The organism is Halomonas zincidurans B6 (genome assembly GCF_000731955.1).
GTDB classification, from domain to species: Bacteria; Pseudomonadota; Gammaproteobacteria; order Pseudomonadales; family Halomonadaceae; genus Modicisalibacter; species Modicisalibacter zincidurans.
In genome coordinates this window covers 2,745,028-2,766,844 of sequence record NZ_JNCK01000001.1, presented here as the reverse complement: position 1 = coordinate 2,766,844, position 21,817 = coordinate 2,745,028, and the positions used below count along the sequence as shown (strand labels likewise).

Sequence of the window (21,817 nt, the reverse complement as noted above, 5' to 3'; positions counted from 1 at the left end):
GCAAGTAGGCAATGCAGCGCATAGCAATTCGATATATAGCAGAATGCTATACGAATACAGCATTCTGCTTTACTATACACAGAACCAGAACAGGGAAAGGTTTGTATGCACATCATCACGCAGAAGCGCATCTGGGAAGCCATGGAGAAATGGCCTCGGATCGCCACGGCGCTCGAGGCGTGGTATCGCATCATGAAGGCCAGCGAGCCCAAGGATTTCGCCGCGATGAAGGGCATTTTCCCGGCAACCGATAAGGTCGGCCGCTATCACGTCTTCGACATCGGCGGCAACAAAATTCGGCTCATCGCCATCGTCCACTATCGCGCCAAGAGGGTGTACATCCACGAAATTCTGGATCACGTCGATTACGACAAGGGCAGATGGAGGAAATCCCCATGAACGCACTGCTCGATGAAGCGAAGAAGCATTGGAGCCATGTCGCGCCCTTGCTCCAGATGCCTGAAAACGATGACGAGTACGACGCCAAGGTCGAAGCCTTGGATGACATTCTCGAGATTGTCGGTGACGACGAGGATCACGTGCTGGCCAGCCTGGCGTCTCGTCTCGGCGACCTGATCGAAGCCTATGACGAAGAGCATCGTCCCATGCCTCGCGTTTCGAGTGCCGAGGTGCTGCGTTACCTCATGCAGGAGCACGATATTTCTCAGGGCGACCTTCCGGAAGTCGGGGCCCAATCGGTGGTGTCGGCTGTTCTTTCAGGCAAACGCACACTGAACTGGCGCCAGATATGTGGTTTATCCGATCGGTTCGGTGTGCCTACCGATGCGTTCCGGGAGCCGCGGATCGATAGCGTTCGCTAGCCTCGGCGGCAAATGCGAGCGACAGCGCCGAGTGAGATCCCCGCCGTCTGATGGCTTGGCAAATGATAATGCTTCATTGACGCCATGGGCGTTTTGCCCAAAGGTAGGCGCCAAACTGCTACGTTCGGGGTCTGGCATGGAGTTGCTGCGCGTCGTCTTTCGCGATTACCGCTGGCCGTTCATCAGCGTGATGGCGCTGAGCCTGGCGAGCGCCGGGCTGGGCGTGGGGGTGATCGCGTTCATCAACCAGCGGATGATCGCCGACACCGCCAGCGCGCTGACCGCCTTGCCGGGCTTCATCGGTCTGCTGGTACTGCTGTTGGCGATATCGCTGGGCGCGCAGCTGGCGCTGACCATGCTGGGTCACTGGTTCGTCTATCATCTGCGCGGGCGGCTGATCAAGCGCATGCTCGACACCCCGATCGAGCGCCTCGAGCAGCTGGGCAGCGCGCACCTGCTGGCCAGTCTGTCGAGCGATGTGCGCAACGTCACCATCGCCTTCGTGCGCTTGCCGGAGCTGGTCCAGGGGGTGGTGCTGACCGTCGCCACGGCCGTCTATCTCGGCTATCTGTCGGCACCGATGCTGGCGGTCACCGCGCTGTGGATCACCCTGACCATGCTGATCGGCTGGTGGCTGGTCTCGCGGGTCTACCATCACCTGAATCTGGTCCGCGAATCCGAGGACCGGCTCTACCAGAACTACGAGGCGGTGATCGGCGGTCGCAAGGAGCTCTCGCTCAACCGCTATCGTGCCCGGCGGCTATACGGCGGAAGCTTCGATGCCGCCTCGCGCGATTATCGCCATCACGTCATCTGCGCCGACACCTTCCACCTGAGCGCCAACAACTGGGCCAACATCATGATGCTCGGCGCCATCGGCGTGGCTTTTTATCTGGCCAATGGCCTGGGCTGGGCCAATACCACGGTGGCGGCGACCTACGCCCTGGCGCTGCTGTTCCTGCGCACCCCGCTGATCGGCGCGGTGGGGGCGCTGCCGACCCTGCTCAGCGCCCAGGTGGCGTTCAACAAGCTCGAATCGCTGCGGCTCGCCGAGGACCGCGAGGGCTTTGACATCGCAGACGCCTCGGCCGATTGGCAATGCATCGAACTTCGCGGCGTGAGTTTTCGCTATGCCCCGCTCGGCGACAAGCCCGGCTTCGCCGTCGGGCCGCTCGATCTCACGGTGCATCGCGGCGAGCAGATCTTCCTGATCGGCGGCAACGGCAGCGGCAAGTCGACCCTGGCGCGTCTGCTGACTGGGCTCTACCACCCGCAGTCGGGCGAGATCCTCGTCGACGGCACGCTCATCGACGATCGCCGGTGGGAAGCCTATCGCCAGCGTTTCGCCAGCGTGTTCACCGACTTCTATCTTTTCGACCAGTTGATGGGGCCGCAGGGAGGCGGCGCCGACCCGGCATTGGTCGAGGCCTGGCTCGAGCGTCTCAACATGCGCGAGAAGCTTGAATTCGTCGACCAGCGGGTGACCTCGCGGCAACTCTCCCAGGGCCAACGCAAGCGGCTGGCGCTGCTGGTGGCAATCTGCGAGCAGCGCGACATCCTGCTGCTCGACGAATGGGCCGCCGACCAGGACCCGAGCTTCCGGCGAGTGTTCTACCGCGAACTGTTACCGGCGATGCGCGACCAGGGCCTGACGGTGTTCGCGATCAGCCACGATGATAGCTACTTCGAGCACGCCGATCGCCTGCTGGAGATGCGCGATGGCCAGTTGAGCGAGTTGACCGGCGAGCAGCGCGCCCATGCGAGCCGCGATGCGGTGTCGCGCATTGGTTGAAGGGGAGTCGAAAGTGGCCGGGCAGCTCGCGATGAGCCAAGTTCCGTTGTGACGCTAAATAAAAATCTTTATCATGCGCGTTAACAACCAAGAACAGCCCATCCGATCATTCGAGGCTCCCATGTCCCACATCTCATTTCCTGCCGCGACGGACCTGCGTTTGTCGCTGACGATCCGCCGTGCGCTGGGTCTGTCGCTGTCCGGCGCGCTGCTGGCGCTGCCGCTGGCCGCGCTGGCCCAGGACTCGGCCGCTACGACCGCCAGCGAAGACAGCGAAACCATGGTCATCATGGGCACCGCCCTCAAGGTCGACACGCCGGCGCTGGAAACGCCGCGGACCACTTCGATGGTCGATGAGGACGAGCTGGAAAAGCGTGCGGTGACCAAGTACGACGAGGCCTTCCAGTACCGCTCAGGGGTCGTTTCGCAGCCCTACGGTTCGGATAACAACGCCGACTGGATGTTCCTGCGCGGTTTCAGCGCTGAAGGTTCCACATACCAGGATGGCTTGCGGCTGTTCCGCACCGGCGGCTATTTCTGGTGGATGACCGAGCCCTTTGGCTTGGAGCGTGTCGAACTGCTCAAGGGGCCGGCCTCGATCCTCTACGGCGAGGCGCCTCCGGGCGGGGTGATCAATGCCATCAGCAAGCGCCCCACCGAGGAGCCGCGCGGTGAGTTCGAAGTGCAGGCCGGCAACAAAGGCCACCGCCAGGTCGGGGTGGACGTATCGGGCCCGGTCACCGGGCGGGACGACATGCGCTATCGCATGGTGGGCCTGTATCGTGACGGCGATGGCGAACTCGAGGGCACCGAAAAGGAGCGCTACTACTTCGCGCCGAGCCTCGCCGTCGATTTCTCGGAAGACACCACGGTGACCTTCCTGGCCAGTGTGCAGAAGGATGAGGGCGTACCGACCACGGCGTTCTTCCCGGCCTACGGAACGCTATACGATACGCCGTTCGGCAAGATCGATCGCGATACCAATCTCGGCGAGCCGGGTTACGACAACATCGAGCAGACTCAGGTGTCGTTGGGTTACGAGTTGGAGCACCGACTCAACGATACCTGGGAATTCCAGCAGAACTTCCGCTATAGCCATCTGGATCTCGATCTGCGCAGTGTCTACCCCTTTCCGTCCAATACGTCGCGTAACGTGGGCCGGGGGATCATCTATCGTGATGGCGACTACGATGCCTATACCATTGACAATCGGCTGATCGCCCGTACTTACGGGGCGGACTTCGAGAATACCTTCCTGGTAGGTGTCGATTATCAGAATCTGGATCTCGGCTATGCCGATGGCGACAGTTTCAGCTTCGGCACGATCGACGTGTTCGACCCCGAGTACGGCAATTACACGCCGGTCCGCGAGGCCGCTTTCATCGACCATGACGTCGACAAGAAACAGCTGGGGCTCTATGTGCAGGATCAGTTTCGCTTGAATGAGGACTGGATATTCCTGCTCGGTGCGCGGCACGATTCGGTGGAAAGCAGCGATGAAACCGCCACGACCCGTCAGAGCTACGACGACAATCAACTGTCGCTGTCAGCAGGGGTCATGTACCTGGCAGACAACGGGCTGTCTCCGTATGCCAGCTACAGCGAGTCGTTCACGCCGTTGGCGAGCTCCGATGCCGATGGCAATGCCTATGAACCGCTCGAGGGCAAGCAGTTCGAAGTGGGCGTGAAATACGCTCCAGCCAGCTTTGATGGCTATGTCACGGTGGCGGCCTTCGATCTGACCGAAGACAACACCCTCATCACCAGCGAGGCCGGACCGCAGCGGCAGATCGGCGAGCGTCGTTCGACCGGCTTCGAGATCGAGGGTGTCGGCTACCTGACCGACAATCTCAAGCTGACCACGTCCTATACGTACACCGACACCCGCGTCGACGTCAGCGAAAGCCAACAGGACCAGCGCGCACCGCTCATTCCCTATCATATGGCATCGGCGTGGCTGGATTACGATTTCTCGGCCGGCGCCGTCGAAGGCTTGTCGGTCGGCGGTGGCATGCGCTATGTGGGCGAAACCGCGGCCAGTCCGGGCAGCGGTATCGATCGCGACGTACCGTCCTACACTCTGTACGACGCCATGGCCCGCTACGATTTCAACGCCCACTGGACGGCTCAGGTCAACGTCAACAACATCACCGACGAAGAGTACGTCAGCGGTTGCGATTACTACTGCTACTACGGCGAGTCGCGCAGTGTGATCGGCAGTCTCAAGTACCGCTGGTAAGCCAATCGGGCTAACAATGCCCTGCTAGCAGCCATAAAAGAGGTTCATCGCATTTTGCCGGGAAATGCGGCCCAGATCATCGCGAACAAGTTCCCTCCCACAGGAGTCCCCATGCTCCAGTGGGCCATCCAGGCTGGTTTGCGTGGGAGGGAGTTTATTCCCAATAGCGGGGCCCAAACGTTTTACGCTGATCCGCGAAGAACCATAAAAAAGCCCGGTTTATCATCGACCGGGCTTTATGGCGCCATTAGGGCAGCAAATCAGTTGTTCTGGTCGAATCCCTCCTGAGTTTCGTTGCTTGCCTCTTGAGCGGCCTGTTCGGTCTCGTTACCGGCCTCGCTCAGGGCATTACCGGCTTCCGTCAAGGCGTTTGAAGTGGCTGCCTTGGTGCTTTCCCAGGCGCTCTGTGCGGTTTCCTTGGTGTTCTGCCAAGCCTGGCTGGTGTTCTGCTTGGTCTGCGCCCACCAGTCATTGGTATATTCGGGTTGCTGAGTGATTTCCTGCTCGGTCAGGTCGACACGCACCTGATATGCGATATTCTCGAGATCGTCACCATTCTGGGTTTCGACGGTGAATTTGCCGGTCTGGATGACGTACTGCTTGCTGCCCATGTCGAGCAGGTTGCCGGTGTCGATTACCAGGCCGCTGACCTTCATGTTCTCGTCGAGCAGCACGTCCTCGACGTCGCCGATATCCTCGGATGGGTTGTCCTTGCTGTAGACGTCGGCGTCGGTCAATTCATCGGCGGAATACAGTCCCTGAGGCGCACCCCAGGCCAGCCCACCGACACTCAGCGTGCCGGCGGCAAGCGTGGCGAGCAGGGCTTTGTTGAACGGCTTGTGCATATCCATGATCTGGCTCTCCTTGTACAAAGTCCTTTTCGAGTGTCCAGACGTTTCGTCCTTCGCGCCTTACTGGCGCCGCTGAAACGCCGGAGGCATGAAGCCGGCCGTTGCCGACCGTGAAAAAGAGACGGTTACTTCCTTACACCGCCTGGCATTTCTTTACATCGCGCCTGTTACTCAACATAGGGCCTGAATGCGCAATTTCAACCGTCGCTGGCGTTTGAGCGGTTACAGGATCAACCCGTCGGCGCCGTTGACATTGCCGCCCACCAGCTCGATGGCCATATCGGTGATGCCGTCGCCGTTGCCGCCCGAGAGGCTGTCGTTGCCGCCGAGACCAAACAGCAGGTCGTCACCTGCGTCACCCAGCAGTATCAGGTCTGGCGACGTATCGCTGCTGGCGTCGGTTTCGCCACCGGTCTGCAGGACGCTTCGATCCATTTCGACGGCGTAGCCGTTGAAGGTCAGGTCCTTGGGAATCGCGCTTTCCGGGGCATAGGCCTTGAACGAGAAGCTCAGGGTCTCGCCGGGCTCCAGCGTCTGGCGGCCGCCCTCGTAAGCGACGGTGTAACGGCCGTTCTCGGTGTTCAGCAGCGTGGCGTTGTAAAGCGTGGTCAGGTCGGCATCCAGGCCGAAGGCGATTTCCGGGTTGTCGACGGTGGTGTCGGCGATGCTGGTGAGGTTCACGCGCATCACGTAGCCGCTCGACCAGCGGCTGACGGTTTCCAGTTCCACCGAGAAGCTCGGGGCCGGGGCTTCTTCGGGCGCATCCGGCGCGGCAGGCTCAGACGGCCCGACAGGCACTTGCGGTTCGACCGGCAGCGTGGCGACAGTGTCTTCATCGCGCGAGGTTACGCTGGGTTGCGGATCCTCGACATGGGGATCGTTGGCGAGAATCTCCTCGGCGCTGGGAATCGTCGCTACTTCGCCTTGCGCGACGACGCCGCTGCGCAGGTCGAGCAGCATGCCGTCGGCGAAGCGGGCCTGTTCCATGTCGATCAGGGTGTCGTCGTCGCCGGGCCCGTCGAAGGACCAGCTGCCGTCGCCGTTGTCACGGAACTTGTAGTCGCCGAAGGCATGATCGAACAGCGCGGTGTCGAAGCCCTCGCCGCCATCGAGGATGTCGTTGCCCCAGCCGTCGCCGCCGCGCAGCAGATCGTCGCCGGCACCGCCGGTCAGCCGGTCGTGGCCCAGGGCGCCATCGAGATAGACGCCGTCGTCGCTGCCCTGAATGACATCGTCGCGCCGCGAGCCGACCAGGTAGTCGAAAGTGACCTGGTTGGTCGCCATGTCGGTGATGGCGCCGAAGCTCTCGCCGCCGGCGTTGATCCACAGCGAGGTCGACATGGCGTCGTTCTCGGCGCTGCGGATCGATTGGCCGACCCGCACGCTGTTGTCGTGGTCCTGGCCGCCGTGAAAGTTGATGTCGCGGTCGGTGGCGCTGACTTCGATGTCGTTGCCCACCGAGGAGCGCCACGAAGCGAACAGCACGCTGTGACGCATGCCCGAGTCTTCCAGGTTGGTCAGCACGCCGTCGTAGCTTTCACGCAGCTCGTAGGCATAGCCGATACCGCCGCTGCCCTTGTTGAAGCTGCCGTGGGCGCCCAGCGAGTCGGCCTTGAGGTCGAGCGCCAGGGCGAATTCGAACGCGGTACCGGGGCCGTTGATGACCTGAATGTCGCTGAGCTCGCTAGCCACGGTGCCGTTGAGCTTGATCGCCTGGTAATCCGTGAACGACGACAGCGTGTTGGAGAACAGGCCGGGGTCCGGTTCGCCGAGCTCGTAAGCGACGCTGAAGCCCGCCAGGGTGACGTTTTCCAGCGCATCGAACTGCTCGATCTTGGCTTCGCCACCGGCGAAATCGAAATGCACGCCGCGATCCAGGGTGACCGTGTCGCCGTCGACGGCGAGGACGTTGGCCATGCTGGTGCGAAGCGGCGCATCGCTCTTCTGCCAGGAGGTGTCGCCGATCGCCTCGAAGTAGGCCGGGTCGTTGTCCTGCCAGATGCGCACGGTATCGCCTGCCGCAAGGCCGTGACCGCTGGCCAGGGTCAGGGTGTCGCTGCCCTCGGCGACGTCGCGCTGCAATTGACCGGCGAAGCGGGTCGCGGTGCTTTCCACCAGGATTCCGGTGTCCTTGTCGTTGGCCAGCGCCTGGTCGGTGAAGGTGATGCGGGTTGCGCCGGAACCGGCGCCGATCAGCGCGATGTCGGAGCGTTCGATACTGAGCGAATCATCGAAGCGATAGTTTCCCGCGGCCAGCTGGATGACCGCGCCCTCGGGGGCACCGTCGATCAGCGCCTGCAAGGTCTCGACGCTGATGGCGCTGTCGACGCTGAGCGCCTTGTCGATGAACTGGAATTCGCTCGGGACGCTGACCGGCGCGTCGTCGCTTGCATCCGGTTCGGGGGCCTCGATGACCGGCGTCGGGGGTGAAGTGGCATCGTCAATGCCGAGCAACTCGCCGTTGAGCGTGAAGTTGGCGGGGCGCTCGCCGCTCTCGGTGGCGACCTTGAACTTGAAGCGAACGGTTTCGCCGGGGGCGATATCGCTGTCGCTGCCGCTGTCGCCGACGACATACCGCTCGCCGGCGTGGGCGATGATCGAGGCGCTCCAGATGTCGGTGATGGCGCCGGGCAGGTCGAAGCCGAATTGATAGTCGGCGATGGGGTCGCTGCCCGAATTGGTGATGAACACCTCGTAGACGGCACCGCCGTTCCATTCACTACGGAGTTTGAAGTCGATCGTTGCGCGCATGGAATCATTTGCTCTGAATGGATGTCTCGAGCGCCGGGCCATCGAAAAGATGAAGCCGGCGGCGATGGTCGTGGCTAACGAGAGGGCTGTCGCGACTGGCAGTGAAGGGCGTCGTGGACGCTGCGACAGTAGGCATTCATTCGCCCGGGAGGCATCCGTGAATCAGGTTACCTGGCAACCGAACGGATTATCGGCGCATGGATGTGCCGCTTTAGTAAGGAAAAGCGCACGTTTTGTGCGCTATATCTTGGCGAGGGCGGGATGGCAGGATGATGAGTCGAAGGGGAGGGGGCGAGCACTGGCAGGTTGGCGTCGCTGCTAGGGAAACGCTGTATAAATAGGCGAGCGGATTGAAGCGCAAGGCGTACGGCGCACAGGAACCGGAGCATATGGGGTATATGTGAGGATTCCGCGCACCGCACAACGCAGCGATTTGCCCGCGCAGGCATTTATGCAGTGTTTCCTTAGAGCCGACGCAGCCCCCACATGAAATAGGCGCCGCCGAGCAGGGTGGCGACCAGCCCGGCGGGAATCTCCTGAGGAAACAGCAGCTGGCGGCCCAGCCAATCGGCGAGGACCATCAGCAGCGCGCCGATCAGCGTGGCGCCGAGCAGGTGCTCGCGGGCGCGCTTGAAGCCCATCAGTCGGGCCATGTGCGGGGCCAGCAGGCCGACGAAGGACAGCGGGCCGACCACCAGGGTGGCGCAGGCGGTGAGCAGCGCCACCAGCCCCAGCAGCAACAGCCGGGCGCGGGCGACGTTGACGCCCAGCGCCTGGGCGGTGGATGCGCCGAGCGGCAGCAGATCGAGCCAGCGGGCGAACGGCGTGGCGGCGATCGCCAGCACCACGGCCAGGCCCAGCACGACGATCGCCACCGGAGCGTCGATGTAGTAGGTCGAGCCGGACATCCAGGCGATGATCTGCTGACCGCGCGGATCGCCGCCGGCGAGGATGAAACTGCGCACGGCGTCGAACAGTGCGGTGATCGCCACCCCGGTGAGCAGCAGCTGTTCGGGCTGGAAGCCGTTGCGCCGGTTGAGCGCGATCAACACCGCCAGGGTGACCAGCGCCGCCAGCGTGCCCACGCCGATCAGCCCCAGGTAGCCGATACCCGGGACCAGCAGCAGCGCGACGATCAGGCCGATCGCCGTGCCGCCGCTGATACCCAGCACTTCCGGGCTGGCCATCGGGTTGCCGGTGACCCGCTGGATCAGCGTCCCGGCGAGTGCCAGCAGCACCCCTGCGCCGGCGGCGGCGAGCAGCCGCGGCCAGCGCCACGGCAGCGTCGACCAGTCGCCACTGGAAAGCGGCGTCTGCCAGCCTTCGGTGCCCTGGCCGACCAGCAGGCTCATGCCGGTGGCCAGCAGCAGCGCCACGCCGAGCACGCCGGCCAGCCGTCGCGGCGTGCCGTGCGAGACGGATGGCTCGCCGACCTCGACGCGCGGGCGCTGGCCGCCCAGGTGCAGGCGGCGGATCAGCCACAGCAGCAGCGGCGCGCCCAGCGCGGCGGTTGTCGCCCCGGTGGGAATCAGCGTCGGCAGCTGACCCGAGAAGCGCTGCAGCAGCAGGTCGGTGGCGGTCAGCAGCAAGGCCCCGAGCAGCGTCGCCCAGAGCAGCCGCGCGCCCAGCCGGCGCGCCCCCAGCAGTCGCGCGATGGCCGGCGCGGCCAGGCCGATGAAGCCGACCACCCCGACCACGCTGACCACGCAGGCGGTGATGAATACCGCCAGCCCCAGCCCGGCCAGGCGCATCTGCTTGAGCGAGACGCCCAGGCTGCGGGCGTTGGCGTCGTCGAGCTCGAGGATCGTCAGCGGCTTGATCAGCGCCAGCGCGAGCAGCGACGCGATCGCCAGGCGCGGCAGCAGATAGATCACGCCCTCCCAGTTGTTCTGGGCCAGCGAGCCGGCGCCCCAGATCATCAGGCCCTTGAGCGCTTCCTGATTGAACAGCAGCAGCACCACGCTCAGCGCGCCGAAGTAGAGATTGACCACCAGCCCGGCGAGCACCACCACCATCGGCGTCAGCCCGCGCCGCCAGGCCAGCGCGAAGACCAGCCCCATGGCCAGCCCGCCGCCGACCAGCGCTACCCACTCGCGACCCAGCATCAGCAGCCCCGGAGCGAACAGCGTCGCCGCCAGCAGTGCCAGGTTGGCGCCGCTGGCCACCCCCAGCGTGGTCGGCGCGGCCAGCGGATTGCGCAACACCTGCTGCATCAGCACCCCGGCCAATGCCAGCCCGCCGCCGGCCAGCAAGGCGATGCCCAGCCGCGGCCAGAAGCTGTAGTACGCGACCCACTGGCCGATGGCGTCGTCTGCGGGGCCGAACAAGCCCTCGAGGGCCTCGCTCAGGCCCATCTGAGCATCCACCGCCAACCAGGCCAGCGCCAGGGTCAGCACGGCGAACGCGGCGCAGGCGCGCCCCGGGGTGAGTCGGCGGCGCCGTGCGACGTGGGCGGCGGTCGCTGTCATGGAATGTCGTCCTCTGCATTCCTTTCGGCCGCGCGCAGCGCAGCGGCCAGCTGCTCGGCGAAGCGCTGCGCCGAGGGCAGCCCGCCGAAGCTCCAGACCGGCGGCAGGGTAACCACCCGGTCGTTACGTACCGGCTCGAGGCGGCGCCACAGGCCGCTGTCGGCCAGCGCCGCTTCGACGCCGGCCGGCAGCGGCTCGACCACCACCAGGCGCGCGTCGATACCCGCCAGCGCCTCGAGGCCGACCAGCGAGAAGCCCCAGCTGTTGGTGGCGCCGGTCCAGGCGTTGGCGAGCCCCAGCCGGTCGAGCACGGCGTCGTAAAGGGACTTTTCGCCGAAGATGCGCACATGGCGAGCGTTCATGAACTGCACCATCAACAGCGGCCGCTCGATCGGCGGCAACGTGTCGGCCAGCGCTGCGATACGTGCCTGGCTGGCGGCGATCAGCCGCTCGGCGGCCTGCGGGCGACCGGCCAGCTCGGCGATCTCTCGGGTCGCGGCCAGCAGGTTGGGCCACAGCGGGCCCTCGCGGGCATAGAGGGCCACCGTCGAGACCGGGGCGATCTGCGACAGGCGCGATTCAAGCGAGGCGAACATCGGCGAGATCAGGATGCGCTCGGGGGCCAGGTCGGCGAGCAGCTCGAGATTGGGTTGGGCGCGCAGCCCCAGGTCGGCCACCGTGGCGGGTAGCTCCGGCGCGCCGACCCAGTCGCGATAGGCGCCGGTCTGGGCGATGCCCCGCGGCGTCACGCCGAGCCCCAGCAGGGTCTCGGCGATGGTCCAGTCGATGGTGGCCAGGCGCGGCGGCGTGTTCGACGAAACGTCGGCGCTGGCCGGGCGCGCCAGCAGCAGCCCGCTCAACAACGCCAGCAATAGGGCCGCGATCAGCGACGAAGCGGTATGGGGCGGGCGGATTGGCGACACTCGGGCTCCAGGGCCGGTTCGATCGGGACTCAATGCAGCACGGCGATCGGATGCTCGCCGCCGGGGTGAGCCATCACCCGCATCGGGATGCCGTAGATCGCCTCGAGGGTGGCGTCGCACATCAGCTCGCTGGGCGCGCCCTGGGCGAGCAGCCGGCCGCTATGCAGGGCGATCAGGTGATCGCAGTAGCGGGCGGCCATGTTGACGTCGTGCAGGACGATGATCACCCCTAGCTGCAACTCGCGGCACAGCTTGCGGATCAGCGCCAGCACCTCGACCTGATGGGCGATGTCGAGCGCCGCCAACGGCTCGTCGAGCAGCAGAAAGCGGCTGCCCTGGGCGATCAGCATCGCCAACCACACGCGCTGGCGCTCGCCGCCGGAAAGCGTATCGACCAGCCGGTCGGCAAACGCCTCGGTGTGGGTCAGCGCGATGGCGCGCTCGATCTGCCGACGATCCTCGTCGCTCATGCGCCCCAGCAGGCCGTGCCAGGGGTAGCGGCCGAACGCCACCAGTTCGCGGCCGGTCAGCGCCTCGGCGCCGGGTAGATGCTGCGGCAGGTAGGCGACCTGGCGGGCGAATTCGCGGTTGCCCCAATCGGCCAGCGGCCGGCCGTCGAGCCGGATCTCGCCCTGGCTGGCGCTCTGCTGCTGGGCGAGCAGCTTGAGCAGCGTCGACTTGCCCGAGCCGTTATGGCCGATCAGGCCGTAGACCCGGCCCTCGTCGAAGCGCAGATCGGTGGGCTCCAGCAGGGTTTTGCCGTTGATCGCGAAGCTGGCGGCATTGACTTGGAACATGACGGACTCCGCGTGCGGGCGAACGTGCTGCGATGGGCAGGACGGGACGCTGGCGCGGCATCCGTTGCATACGTGCCAGTGTCCCGAGCCGCAGAGGGTAAATTAAATACGAATTGTTATCAATAGTCATTCCGGCGCGCTAGATCGCCCGCGCCCAGGCGTCACGCTCGACGAACGGCTGCCAGACGATCGGCCCGGCATCGTCACCGAGGTCGAACACTTCGCGCCCGCAGGCGTGGTTGAGGATCGTCGCCGAACGCCAGGCCATCAGCGAGAGTTGCGGCTCGGCGATGCCGTGGCTGTGGCGGCCGGCGTTGACGGCGTACAGCCGATGGCTCGCCGGGCCATCCCAGCGGGCCTCGAAATGCGCACCGAGCACCAGCTCGCTGCGCGCGTCGCGCTCCAGGCGTCCGGCCAGCGGCGCCAGGCACTCCGGCAGGCGTGAGCAGAAGCCCGTGGCGAAGATCACCACATCGGCGTCGAAGGTTTCCCGCTCGCCGCTCAGGCCATGCTCGGTGGTCAGGTGGAAGCCGGGCCTTTGGCGTCGCAGTTCCACCGCGCTGCGATGCGGCAGCAGGCGTGCCCAGCGTGGCTCGCCGAGCACGTCGAAGCGGTGATAGAGCTCACGGTAGAGCGCCTGCAGGGCGGCGGGGGTGATGCCGTCGCTGGCCAGCTTCTGGGCGGCGACTTCGCGCTCGCGGATCTCCTCGGGCAGGCCGTGGAAGCCGCGGGTGTACTCGGGGGTGAAGTACTCGTTGGTGAACGCGGTCTCGTCGAGGGGCTGGAAGTTGCGCCGACGCGACAGCCAGTTGAGTTCGGCGGGCCGGCCCCAGTGGCCGCGCAGGGCGTTGATGAAGATATCCGCGCCGCTCTGTCCGCCGCCGACGATCGCCACCCGCTGGCCGGTGAAGTCGCGCTCGACGTGGGCGATCTCGGCGGCATGCAGGCACTGCGGGCCGTGCAGCGCCTCGGCGAAGGGCGGCAGCCACGGCGCCTTGCCGGTGCCCAGGCACAGGTGACGGGCGCGGTAGCTGCCGTGGTCGCAGGACAGCCGGAAGCCATGGAGGTCGAGGCGGACCTCGCGTACCGCGTTGCCGGTCTCGACCGAGCTCAAGCGCCCGCCCACCCAGCGCAGGTAGTCGGAGAACTCGGCGCGGCTCAGGGTCGGCAGCTCGGCGTTGACGAAGCGATAGAAGCGCCGGTGACAGACCAGGTAGTTGAGAAACGAATGCGGGCTGTCGGGGGCCACCGCAGTGACCAGGTCCTTGAGGAAGCCGGTCTGCAGGTGGGTATCGGGCAGCAGCATGCCGGGATGCCAGCTGAGCGTCTCCCGGCGCTCGAAGAAGCGCGTGCGCAGCGTCGGCACGTGGCTGTCGGCGAGCGCGGCGATGCTCAGGTTGAACGGGCCGGCGCCCAGGCCGGCGAGATCGAAAGCACCGTGGTGAATGGGCCTGTCAGGCATCCAGCACCTCCTTGTCGGGCGTTTGAGCACCGGCGTGATGCAGCGGGTTGGCGACCGTCAGTTGCATCTCGGCGAGCATCCGCTCGGCGGCATGGTCGGTGGCGTGCAGAAACTTGGCGCGGTTGAGGGTCAGGCGCAGGATGCGCGGGGCGAACAGGTCGAAGCGCGCGAAACGCTCGGCGAGCTCGGGATGGCGCGCGACATAGCGCTCGAGCACCGCGCCGCACAGCCGGTAGAAGCGCGTCTCCGAGACGCCGCAGGACTCGGCGAGCGGGGCGATGAAGCGCAGCGTGGTGACGAAGTGGCCGGTCTGCAGGTCGTGGATCAGCTTGTCGGGCGGCAGCCGCACGGTGACGCGCTTGAGCGCTTCGGGCAGGTCGGCGGCCTCGGCGAACTCCTCGTCGACCAGCCGCAGGTCGCCCTGGAAATCCTTCAGCGCCAGGCGATGCGGCACCCCGTCGCGCAGGATCACGGTGAGGTTCTGACCGTGGGCGATCAGCGACACGCCATAGCGGCACATCAGGTGCCACATCGGCACCAGGGTGGCCTCGAACAGCCGGATCAGCCAGCGATCCGCGGTCACGCCGGAGGCGTCGATGTAGGCGGCCAGCCACGGCCGGCCGCGTTCGTCGCACTGCATCAGTTCGGCCATCAACAGCGCCTGTTCATCGTCGCCCAGGCGCGGCACCAGCGATTCGCGCCAGATCACCCCGAACAGTTCGTGATAGCGATAGGGCGCGGTCTCCAGGCGCGCATACTGAGCATGCGACAGCACCGCGGCGGCCGGCTCGGCGAGGATCTGCTGCCACTGCCAGGGGTGCACCGGCAGCAGGCGGTAGTCCGCCGGGTAGGCGACCCGCTCGGCGAGCGCCTGGCGCAGCCGCTGGCGTTCGGGCTCGGCCAGGCGGATGGCGGCGTTGGCGCTCAGCCCGCGGCGGGCCTCGCGCAGCTGGCAGTCGGCGCGCAGGGTGGCGAACAGGTCCTCGAGATGCTCGGCGACCTGGCCGTCGTGCATGCCCAGCGCCGGGGCCAGGGCGAGCAGGAAGTCGGCGGCCTCGGGGCGCTCGCCGGGCGGCGGAGTCAGGCTCTGCGGGTCGACCATCGGCTGGCCCCACAGGTTGAGGCGGGCCCGGTAGCGCCACACGCCGGCTGCGCCCAGCTCGAGACGATAGCCGTTGTCTTCGCCGTCAGCGGTGGCCGCGAGGATCTGCTCGTAGCTGAGCTCGCCGATCATCTTGGCGATCAGCGCGCGGTTGGCGGCCGGCCAGTGGTGCGCCAGGGCGGCGTCGAGGGTCTGCATCACAACACCTCCGAGAAGAACCGTTCGCGCCGGCCCATGGCCAGCGTGGCGCGCTTGTGGGGGAAGTCGAAGTCGCGCTGGGCGTGCAGCCCCAGGCGCTCGAGATGGCGAAACAGCCGGGCGTTGTCGTGGCGCGGTTCGAGCACCAGCCGCCGGGTGCGCGGCTCGGCGAGATAAGCGTAGTGCGACAGTCCGGCGAGCCAGGCGTCGACGAAGTGCGCGCCACGGAACTCCTGCTCGCCGACCAGCAGGTGCAGGCCGCGATCGAAGGCCTCCCAGGGGTAGTAGGGGGCGAGTCGATCCTCGGCCGCCCAGTAGAGCTCGAAGTAACCGAACGCCCGGCCGTCGATCTCGCCGACCAACGGCAGGGTATGGGCGTCGGCCAGGCGTGCCTCGACGAACGCCGCCAGTTCGTCGCGGGACCAGGCCTGCTCCCAGAATTCGGCGATCCGCGGCAGGTGCATCCAGCGTACGAAGCGCTCCAGGTCGCGCTCGGGGTCGATGACGCGCAGCGAGAAGACCCGCCCCAGCCCGGGAGCTGTGCGCCGGTAGACCTCGCCGCGGGGCTTGGGCGGGCGCCGAGGGCGGCCGAGGCCGGGATCGAAGGGCGTCGTGGCGGGATCGGTGGCGGCATGACGAAGCCAGTGCCAGGGTTGCTGGTAGAAGACCGCGCGATGCACTTGCGGGCTGCCCAGCGCGGCGCACAGCGGCACCCAGTCGGGGTGCGCGCGCCAGGCCTCGTCGAGGATCAGCGTGGCTAACCCGCGGCGTTCGGCGAACAGCGCGTCGAGATAGCCTATCAGCGAGGCCGGCGGGCTCGCGGGGCAGGCCAGCATGGCGGCGCCGTCCGGCCGTCCGGCCGTTCGGTCAAGGTCGCCGAGGCGGCGTTGTCGCTGACGTCGCTGGCGGCAGCGGCGGGGCTGGTGAGGGTCGTGGTCATGCCAGGGCTCCTTGGCGCAATGAATCGTCCAGAACGTGATCGCCGGCGTCGCCGACGAGCGGGTTGGCGAGCGGGCGGTAGAGGCGTGCCGGGTCGCCCAGCGTGGCCTCGTTGACGCCGCTCAGGTAGCAGAAGAAGTTGCCCTTGACGTCGAGGGTCGGCGCGCTCAGCACGTGCTCGAGACAGTCGAGGTCGCCGACCAGGCGCTCGCGCAGGGCGTTCAGGTGATCGCGCAGGTCGTCGAGCAGCAGGTGCTCGTCGACCAGGCCGTCGGCGGCCAGCGCGCTGGTCACCGCGAAGGTCGAGTTGATCAGCAGGTAGTAGGGGAAGTAGCGGCGCACCGTTTCCCGCGTCCAGAGGTTCTCGGGCGGCGCATCGACCAGCTCGAAATGCCGGGCGAGGAAGTGCTGGGTGACGCCGCTGCCCTGGCAGTCGCGGTAGTACATGCCGACCGGCCAGCCGTCGTCGAGGCGCAGGACGATGTTCTGCTGATGGGCGAGCAGGGCGATGCCGTCCTCCACCAGCAGCCCGAACAGCGGCGTGAGTACGCGCTCGCAGTAGGCCGCGAACCAGCCGCGGGCGGTCTCGGCGAGTGTCGCTGTGCCGGGCGCCGTTGCGCCGGGTGCCGCTGCGCGTTCGCCGGCCAGCGTCACCAGGCGTGCGCCGAGCAGGCTCAGGCCGGCCTGGTCGAAGGGCTGCTGGGTGAGCGTGGCGAGCACCGGCGTCTCGCCATCCGCGGCGTCGGCGAGCGGATTCTCGCGCAGCACCGCCAGGCTCTCCGGGTCGGGATCGCCGCAGGCGTTGCGCCAGCCCAGCCAGGCCGGTTCCTGCATTACCGCGAAGCCCGGGAAGCGGCGCGCGGTGTCGAGCTCGCGCATCCAGGCGTCGAGGCGCACGCCGCGGGTGACCTCCTTTTCGCTGAGCAGGCGCAGCGAATTGGTCAGCCGCGCCGACAGCGAGCCCTTGACCATCCACGGTGCGTTCGGCGCATAAAGCGAGCGGTGCGACGAGGTCGGGTACCACAGGGTCTCGCTCTCGCCCAGCCATACCAGGCGGCAGTCGGCCTCCATGGCGCGCACGCAGGGCTGCTCGCGCAGATGGCGGGCCTGCCAGGGGTGCATGGGAAGCGGCGTGAAGCCCGGGGGCAATTCGCCGGCGAGCGACTCGGGCAGCAGCGCATGGGCCAGTTCCCCGGCGATCTGCGGGCGGCTCGAGGCCGACGCCAGCGCACGTGGCGCCACCGCCCACCAGGCCAGCGCCACCCGGGCACGGTGCTCGGGGCAATAGCGACGCGCCTGCTCGGCATCGAACGGCGCGCGGGACTTGGGCGCCGGGTGGAAGGCATGGCCGGCCAGCAGGCCCTGCTCGGCCTCGGCGAAAGTGAGCGGGCCGTACTGCAGATGATCGAGATCGTCGCGCTCGGCAAGGCTCTGGCGGGTATTGGTGCGGCTCTCGAGCACCCGCTGACGAAACGTCTCGCGCTGCTCGGCAGCGAGCGGGCCGACCAGGGCCGCAGTGGCCAGCACGTGTTCCAGCAGCGTGGCGAAGTCCAGTGGCTGCGTAGCGCCGTCGTGACCATGGGCGCCGAAGTAGGCCGGCCACAGGAAGCGACACTCGCCGCTGGCGCTGATATGGCGCAGGCGCAGCCAGATCACGCCCTCGGTAACCGGCAAGCGGATGACCGGGCCGCTGGCGGTCTGCAGCCGCTGCCAGCCCTGGGTCTCGCGCAGCAACGCATTGCAGAAACAGCTGGCCGGCAGGTCGTTGTGGGCATCGATGCGCCAACTGGCGATGGCGCTCGGGGCGAGCGTCTGGCGGCGGGTGGCGGCCGTCGCGAGTCGGGGATGAGTCATCGCAGGCTCCTGATCGGTAGTGGCTAGGTGATGGCGAATGGGAAGCGTTAACTATTGAGGCGTAAAGCCATCCGTTCTTCCTCCTTGAGCGGTTAGCGGGACCTGCGGGCTCGATGCGGTACTCGATCCGGATCGTCAGGTATCGGGCCAGCGGCACCAGGGCGAGCAGCACGGCGGCGGCGCCCAGCGCAAGCGGCAGCAGGTATTCGGACGAGAGGCTGGCGACCCACAGCATGGCGGCGGCGTAGCCCAGGGTGTGGGCCATCGCCAGGTAGCCGGCGCTGGCGCCCTGGGCCTGATGAACGGCCGCCCCGGCGGTGTAGCCGGGCACGGCGAGTGCCGCGCCGATGCCGGCGACGACGACCCCCGCCGCGAAGAGTGGCAGGCCGTGGGCCTGCACCAGTAGGGCGTAGCCGGCGGTCATCGCCAGCCCGCCGATGCCCAGCAGGGCCGGCCAGGCGAGACGCCGGCTGCGAATCACGCCGAGCTGGGCCAGCAGCGCGCCGCCGGCGGCGAGCGACAGCAGCAGTCCCATCAGGTGGCTGGCCCGCTCGGCGGAGATCGGCAGCGCGGCTTGTAGCGCGGCCGGCAGGCCGAGCTGCATCAGCGACACCGACATCGCCAGCAGCAGCGCCTGGATCAGAAAGACACCATTGCGCGGTGCGGGCAGCCGGACGCTCGGCTGAGGATCGACAGGTCCTGCGATCGGGTTGGCGATACCGCGAACCAACAGCAACGCCAGCAGGCCGGCCAGCAGCATCGTCACGAACGGCGCATAGGCCGACAATGTCAGGCTGGCGGCGGCGACCAGCGGGCCCAGCAGGCGCCCGGTGCTGAGTCCCGCGCTGACCGTGGCGAGTGCCGCGACGCGGCCCCGGCCGCTTGCTGCCTGGGCATCGAGCGCCACCGCCCATTGCTGGCAGGCCGGAACCATGCCGGACACGCTCAAGCCGTAGATCGCCCGGGCAGCGAGCAGGCCGGCGAGCAGCGCCGGGGTGGGCAGGCCATGAGCGGCGGAAAACCACAAAATGAGCGCGATCAGCATGAAGCTGACGATGTAACCGGCCAGCGCCTGGATGACCACCGGCCGGCTGCCGTGGCGATCCGCCATTCGCCCCCAGAACGGGCTGCCGATCACGAACAGCATCGAGCCGGCCATGATCAACCCGGCCCATTGGGCGAGGGTCAGTTCGAAACGGGCCACCAGCACCGGTAGGGCGACGAGCAGTCCATTCTGGCCGAGGCCGAGCAGTGCGGCGCTGGCGCTGATTCGCCATGGGTGTGGCAACACAAGGGCATCCTGAGTCTCAAATGTTAATACGAATTATTGTTATTTAATAGAAAAAGTCAAGTCGCCTTATGTAGCGCCTTGTGTCGCGGCGGGAACGGGACAGCAGGGCAAGAAAAACGCCCACCGCGAGAGGTGGGCGCAAACGATACGAACAGTATCAAGATAGATCAGTACTGGTGAGACCAGGTCAGGCTGTAGGTGCGGCCACGGCCCTGGAGATCCCACAGCGAATCAGCGCCGTAGACTTCATAAAACACCGCAGCACGCTGACCCCAAATAGTGGTGTAGTCCTCGTTCAGCAGGTTATCGATCCCCAAGCTGAACGTGCCGTAATCGGTATCCTGACTGGCAATAACATCGACTGTGATGAACCCATCGATTTCGTAGCCGGCATCATCCTCGATGCTGAATGCACGGCTTGCCTGCAGGCGAGCACGAGTATCGAGGTCCGACCATTCGCCGAAGATGGTAGCTGTAGGCAGGCTGGCCTCGGTCACGCTGGCCTTGACCCACTCTCCGTCACGTTTTTCTTCGGAGCGGACCCAGTTGAAGTTGGAACCGAAAGACCAATTCTGACCAACGAAGCGCTGTACCTGCCCTTCGACTCCATAAGTCCTGACATCCTTGTCGATGGTAGTCACACCAATCTCGATGTTTTCGTCGGAGTCACTGTAGAGATAGCCGATATCCTTATCGGACCAGCTGTAGTACGCCGCAATCTGAGTCTGCCAGTCGCCGTTCGAGAGTCGCCAGCCGGCTTCGATCTGCTCCGTCTTGATACCGTCTACTGGGTTACTAGAGATATCGAAGCTGACGCCTCGATAGGCCTTGGCGATATCAGGAATTTCAAAGCCCTGTGTGTAGGCCAGCCAAGCCTGCTGTCCATTTTCGAAGTCATACAATGCCTTGGCGTTGAACAGGGATACGTCATAGTCATTCTCGCCGCCATCGTTGCCACCCTGTGGCGCGACGTCTACGTCTGTCTGTTCGAAACGGGCCCCACCGGATAGCAGGAGCTGAGGTGTCAGTTGATAATCGGCCTGAACGAAACCAGCATAGGTATCCGCTTCGAAAGCGGGGTAATAGGGGTCGAGTACCGAGACTTGGTCGAGGTCTAATCCGCCCTCGGAGACGGCAAGGGTATATCGCTTCGAATCGAACTCCTCGCGGGATAGATCGATACCGTAGGTAAGGCTGAACGGATCGCTGATGTTAGCCGTGAAGGCGGCCTTGGCGCCTGTCAGGTCGGTATTCTGCTCCGATATTGTGAATGTCGATGTACCTGGGAAAGGATGAAATACCGAAGATTCCTGCCGATGATAGGCTTGGACGTAGAATTCCTGACCAAGCAACGACCGATTGTGGTAGTTCGCATTCAGGTAAATGCGGTCGGTTTCGGCATCGACATCTGACTCGTAACCGTCACGGACTTCGCTGCCCTGAATCTGCTCGGAGTAGGTGGAGCCCGTCGTGTAGTTAGGGTAATAGAGCCCCTTGTCTCCCTCGAAAGAAGAGTTGTAATACTGAGCTGTGAAGTCGAGCCTCTGAGTATCGCCGAGATCGACACTCAGACTACCCATTACATCGACAGAGCGGTTGCCCTGAAGCCCTGACTGGGCGATATCCGGAGTGATAATGTCGCCATCGGCATCGTAGAACCAGCCGTTTTCCTGCACGGCAACCGCCAAACGGCCCTGAGCCTTGTCGTTACCGCCGGCGATGGACTGTGCGGCACGCTTGTCCAGATCGTCTGAGTTGTTGAACCCAGAGGTTAATCCGATTTCACTCTCGAAGCGCGGCCCACCTGCATCACCTTTCTTGGTGACGATATTTATGATCCCGCCGGTAGCTCCGCCACCGTAAAGGCTGCTGGCGCCGGAGAGCACTTCAATCCGCGCGATATTAAAAGGATCGATGGAATCGAACTGGCGTGACAGGCTCCGAGAGTTATTCAGTGAGACGCCATCAATCATTACCAAGGCATCACGTCCGCGGAAGTTCTGTGCAAAGCTGGTACGATTAGTGCTAGAGCCGAAATCGAATCCAGGAATCAGCTTACCAAGTGCCGACTTCAGAGTCTGGCCGCTGCGTATCTGCTGCTGCAACTCTTCCTCTTCGACCACCCAGACGGCGCCGGGGATCGGACTGATTTCGGTCGGCGTGCGCGAGCCGACCACCACCATGGTGTCCTGGGTTTCCTGAGCCTGTAGCTGTAGCGCCGAGGTGCTGGCGGCGACAGCGAGACTAAGTGTCATTGTCTTCTTCATTATGGGTCCCTTGCTAACAATACCTGTTTGCCCTTGCTGTGTAAGCAGGTCAAAGATGCTAG

15 protein-coding genes and 1 pseudogene are annotated in these 21,817 nt (G+C 65.4%); 4 read left to right on the top strand and 12 right to left on the bottom strand.

All coding sequences use genetic code 11. The annotated features are described in order from the left end of the window. The first annotated feature begins 105 nt into the window (after nucleotides 1-105). The 4 genes from HALZIN_RS0112905 to HALZIN_RS0112890 all read left to right on the top strand — a co-directional run bounded on the left by HALZIN_RS0112905 (nucleotide 106) and on the right by HALZIN_RS0112890 (nucleotide 4,852). Nucleotides 106-399, top strand: a complete 294-nt coding sequence (locus tag HALZIN_RS0112905; protein WP_031384618.1) for a type II toxin-antitoxin system HigB family toxin — start codon at nucleotides 106-108, stop codon at nucleotides 397-399. Continuing rightward, nucleotides 396-821: a helix-turn-helix domain-containing protein gene (locus tag HALZIN_RS0112900; RefSeq protein ID WP_031384617.1), complete on the top strand. Its 426-nt coding sequence runs from the start codon at nucleotides 396-398 to the stop codon at nucleotides 819-821. Before HALZIN_RS0112905 ends, HALZIN_RS0112900 begins: the two co-directional genes overlap by 4 nt. Nucleotides 822-957: 136 nt before the next feature. Then, the gene (locus HALZIN_RS0112895) at nucleotides 958-2,613 is read left to right on the top strand and encodes a multidrug ABC transporter permease/ATP-binding protein (protein WP_031384616.1); all 1,656 of its coding nucleotides are present in this window, start codon (nucleotides 958-960) and stop codon (nucleotides 2,611-2,613) included. A gap of 121 nt (nucleotides 2,614-2,734) precedes the next feature. Continuing rightward, nucleotides 2,735-4,852, top strand: a complete 2,118-nt coding sequence (locus tag HALZIN_RS0112890) for a TonB-dependent siderophore receptor (RefSeq protein WP_031384615.1) — start codon at nucleotides 2,735-2,737, stop codon at nucleotides 4,850-4,852. 260 nt (nucleotides 4,853-5,112) lie between these two features. Here the strand turns inward: HALZIN_RS0112890 and HALZIN_RS0112885 are convergent, their stop codons facing one another. The 12 genes and pseudogenes from HALZIN_RS0112885 to HALZIN_RS0112830 all read right to left on the bottom strand — a co-directional run bounded on the left by HALZIN_RS0112885 (nucleotide 5,113) and on the right by HALZIN_RS0112830 (nucleotide 21,755). Continuing rightward, nucleotides 5,113-5,703, bottom strand: a complete 591-nt coding sequence (locus HALZIN_RS0112885; RefSeq protein ID WP_031384614.1) for a PRC-barrel domain-containing protein — start codon at nucleotides 5,701-5,703, stop codon at nucleotides 5,113-5,115. Between the two features lie 222 nt (nucleotides 5,704-5,925). Then, nucleotides 5,926-8,454: a cellulose binding domain-containing protein gene (locus HALZIN_RS0112880; RefSeq protein ID WP_051907521.1), complete on the bottom strand. Its 2,529-nt coding sequence runs from the start codon at nucleotides 8,452-8,454 to the stop codon at nucleotides 5,926-5,928. Nucleotides 8,455-8,918: 464 nt separating this feature from the next. Further along, the gene (gene fhuB, locus HALZIN_RS0112875) at nucleotides 8,919-10,922 is read right to left on the bottom strand and encodes a Fe(3+)-hydroxamate ABC transporter permease FhuB (protein WP_031384612.1); all 2,004 of its coding nucleotides are present in this window, start codon (nucleotides 10,920-10,922) and stop codon (nucleotides 8,919-8,921) included. Then, nucleotides 10,919-11,845 (bottom strand): iron-siderophore ABC transporter substrate-binding protein, encoded by a 927-nt coding sequence (locus tag HALZIN_RS0112870; protein WP_231662915.1) that lies wholly within the window; start codon nucleotides 11,843-11,845, stop codon nucleotides 10,919-10,921. Before HALZIN_RS0112870 ends, fhuB begins: the two co-directional genes overlap by 4 nt. A gap of 29 nt (nucleotides 11,846-11,874) precedes the next feature. Next, nucleotides 11,875-12,642: an ATP-binding cassette domain-containing protein gene (locus HALZIN_RS0112865; RefSeq protein ID WP_031384610.1), complete on the bottom strand. Its 768-nt coding sequence runs from the start codon at nucleotides 12,640-12,642 to the stop codon at nucleotides 11,875-11,877. Between the two features lie 139 nt (nucleotides 12,643-12,781). Further along, nucleotides 12,782-14,104: a lysine N(6)-hydroxylase/L-ornithine N(5)-oxygenase family protein gene (locus tag HALZIN_RS0112860; RefSeq protein ID WP_031384609.1), complete on the bottom strand. Its 1,323-nt coding sequence runs from the start codon at nucleotides 14,102-14,104 to the stop codon at nucleotides 12,782-12,784. Then, complete coding sequence (locus tag HALZIN_RS16925; RefSeq protein WP_051907520.1) at nucleotides 14,097-15,404, bottom strand: IucA/IucC family protein; 1,308 nt, start codon at nucleotides 15,402-15,404, stop codon at nucleotides 14,097-14,099. Before HALZIN_RS16925 ends, HALZIN_RS0112860 begins: the two co-directional genes overlap by 8 nt. Further along, nucleotides 15,404-16,240 carry a GNAT family N-acetyltransferase gene (locus HALZIN_RS0112850; protein ID WP_051907519.1) on the bottom strand — a complete coding sequence of 279 codons (837 nt, stop codon included), beginning with the start codon at nucleotides 16,238-16,240 and terminating at the stop codon, nucleotides 15,404-15,406. The genes HALZIN_RS16925 and HALZIN_RS0112850 overlap by 1 nt, the downstream gene beginning before the upstream one ends. Next, on the bottom strand, nucleotides 16,204-16,344 hold the full coding sequence (locus HALZIN_RS18220; protein WP_201448254.1) for a hypothetical protein: 141 nt from the start codon (nucleotides 16,342-16,344) through the stop codon (nucleotides 16,204-16,206). Before HALZIN_RS18220 ends, HALZIN_RS0112850 begins: the two co-directional genes overlap by 37 nt. Continuing rightward, nucleotides 16,341-18,197, bottom strand: coding sequence for an IucA/IucC family protein (locus tag HALZIN_RS0112845; RefSeq protein ID WP_051907518.1), 1,857 nt, complete (start codon nucleotides 18,195-18,197; stop codon nucleotides 16,341-16,343). The genes HALZIN_RS18220 and HALZIN_RS0112845 overlap by 4 nt, the downstream gene beginning before the upstream one ends. Before the next feature lie 295 nt (nucleotides 18,198-18,492). Next, a pseudogene (locus HALZIN_RS18710) lies at nucleotides 18,493-19,401 on the bottom strand (MFS transporter); the annotation flags it as partial. Between the two features lie 254 nt (nucleotides 19,402-19,655). After that, nucleotides 19,656-21,755, bottom strand: a complete 2,100-nt coding sequence (locus HALZIN_RS0112830; RefSeq protein ID WP_031384605.1) for a TonB-dependent receptor — start codon at nucleotides 21,753-21,755, stop codon at nucleotides 19,656-19,658. Nucleotides 21,756-21,817 lie beyond the last annotated feature (62 nt).